We start from the raw sequence: 2,025 nt of genomic DNA, 5'->3' as shown, positions 1-2,025 counted from the left end.
TAGAGCAACAGACTCTTAATCTGTGGGTCCTGAGTTCGAGCCTCAGCGGGGTCACATAATTTAAAAACCGCCTTTAACCGCAATTAGAGGCGGTTTGTTTTTAAGCAGCACGGTTAGCAACCATTTACTATTAAACATTTCAATATATTATCAGGCAGCTATATAAATAAACAAGTGTTCGATCATTGCGAAACACCGGCAGACAGTATGTTGCTTATATATTATTTATTAAGTTCAATTGAATTGAACACATCTGGCCGGTTAGTGATCAGTCCATCAACCGATTTGCCTATTACGTAGCGCATAGCCCACGCATGATCTACGGTCCACACAAGTATTTTTAGTTTTTTGTTATGGATAGCAGCAACCAAACCCGGGCGATATAGCAGTGACGGCCAAAACGGGCAGATATAAGATATGCCCAGGTCATCAAACTTACCTAAACCCTCATATCCAAGGCAAAAAACGCCTGTTGTAATACCCGGAAGAGCCTTTTTTACCTGCACCAGGCATTTCCTATCAAAAGAAAATACCATAAATTTAGAAAGGTCCGGTTCGGCCTCAAGTATACTGATCAGTTGCTCAACCATCCCGGGATAGCTTTCGGGGTACTTGATCTCTATCAGTAGTTTTACATTTGCCGATTTAACTTTTTCTATAACTTCTGTTAACAGCGGCACCTTTGCAAACGCCACGTCTCCTACCTTAAACCCTGTCACATTAAAAGATCTTATCCCGGCAAGCGTTAATTCCTGTACCTTACCTTTGCCGTTGGTAGTACGATTTATGGTCTCGTCATGCATCACTACAATATGGCCGTCTTTTGTCTGCCGTATATCTATTTCAACCCAATCCGCATGCTCAGCAATGCCACTGTCAATTGCCGCTATGGTATTCTCAGGAGCTATACCGCCGGCGCCACGGTGACCGGTAAGTATAAATTTGCTCCTAACAATACCTGAAGTTTTACAGGCCATCAGGTTAATTACCGGAATAACGATGATAAGGCTCAAAAAAAGGCAATAGATCAAATCAATCATTCGGTATCGTTTGGGGCGGTCTGTCATTATTTGTTAGTCGTTTTTGCTCCTTAATTTGTATTTGTAAATTATACGTGCCAGAATCGTTTTCTCTTTCATTATCGTTCACCATAAACTCTATCACATCTCCGGCTACTACTGCAAATGCACCGTGGCGTTCCTGCCATGGCCAGTAAAAAACATCACCTCGCACAGCATAATGCCAGGTTTTCTCGCGGTTAAGCCTGCGGTATAATAATGCGCCATGACGGAAATCACGCACAAGGTTGTAGGCATTATTCACCGGAAAACCGAGAAAGCCTGAGTAGGTACCTTCGGGGCCTATTTTGCCAACAAAGGTGCCAACTACTACTTTACCACTTACCGACAGATCAACTATACCGCTTTTTAATACGCGTACAGAGTTGTTGGTGACCGTAACGTAAGTTGCTTTTTCGCCACTTATTAACAAGCGGTCTCTATTGGTCCAAAATTTATTTCCATAAAATCTTTCATTGATAGGGCGATAAATACCTATACTACCAATAATGATGAGCAATACACTGATCACAGCAAGCAAAGCTCTTTTTTTGCGTACGAAATTAAACGGAGTATCTGACAGCCTGTTATTTTCCGGTATAAGCGAGCTAAGGTAATCCTTCAGCGTTTCGTGCTGAAATTGCAACCGGCTTCCATCGCGCTGAAGGAAATTGACCTGATGCATGCATTTAAGCCACTCACCTATGCGTAACGGCAATATACCATAAAGAAACAACATAAGCCGCAGTGTCCAGTGCTGGATAACTTCAAAGCCGCCAAACCAAAGAAACGCGATCACGCCAACACCACCACCTATTTCCAGCGCGCGCACTATGCTTTCATACCGGCCGGTGCATACATACAATATAATGCCATAAAGCACGCTAAGGCCAATGGCGGTAATTGCTCCGTGTTTAAGCGACTGCAACCCCGAACGATAGATGCCATAGTTTAGTTTTTTCTTTTT

Annotated in this window: 2 protein-coding genes; both read right to left on the bottom strand. The window is 42.9% G+C overall.

Translation table 11 applies throughout. The annotated features are described in order from the left end of the window. Positions 1–221 precede the first annotated feature (221 nt). The gene (locus AAGC65_RS26130) at positions 222–1,040 is read right to left on the bottom strand and encodes a glycerophosphodiester phosphodiesterase family protein (protein ID WP_343115385.1); all 819 of its coding nucleotides are present in this window, start codon (positions 1,038–1,040) and stop codon (positions 222–224) included. After that, the coding region (locus AAGC65_RS26125) for a hypothetical protein (RefSeq protein WP_343115384.1) at positions 1,033–2,025 on the bottom strand (993 nt) is incomplete at its 5' end. The genes AAGC65_RS26130 and AAGC65_RS26125, both read right to left, overlap by 8 nt.

This window comes from Mucilaginibacter sp. (genome assembly GCF_039207105.1).
GTDB lineage: Bacteria > Bacteroidota > Bacteroidia > Sphingobacteriales > Sphingobacteriaceae > Mucilaginibacter.
The sequence above is the reverse complement of the archived record's forward strand: the minus strand, read 5'-3'. Positions and strand labels throughout refer to the sequence as shown.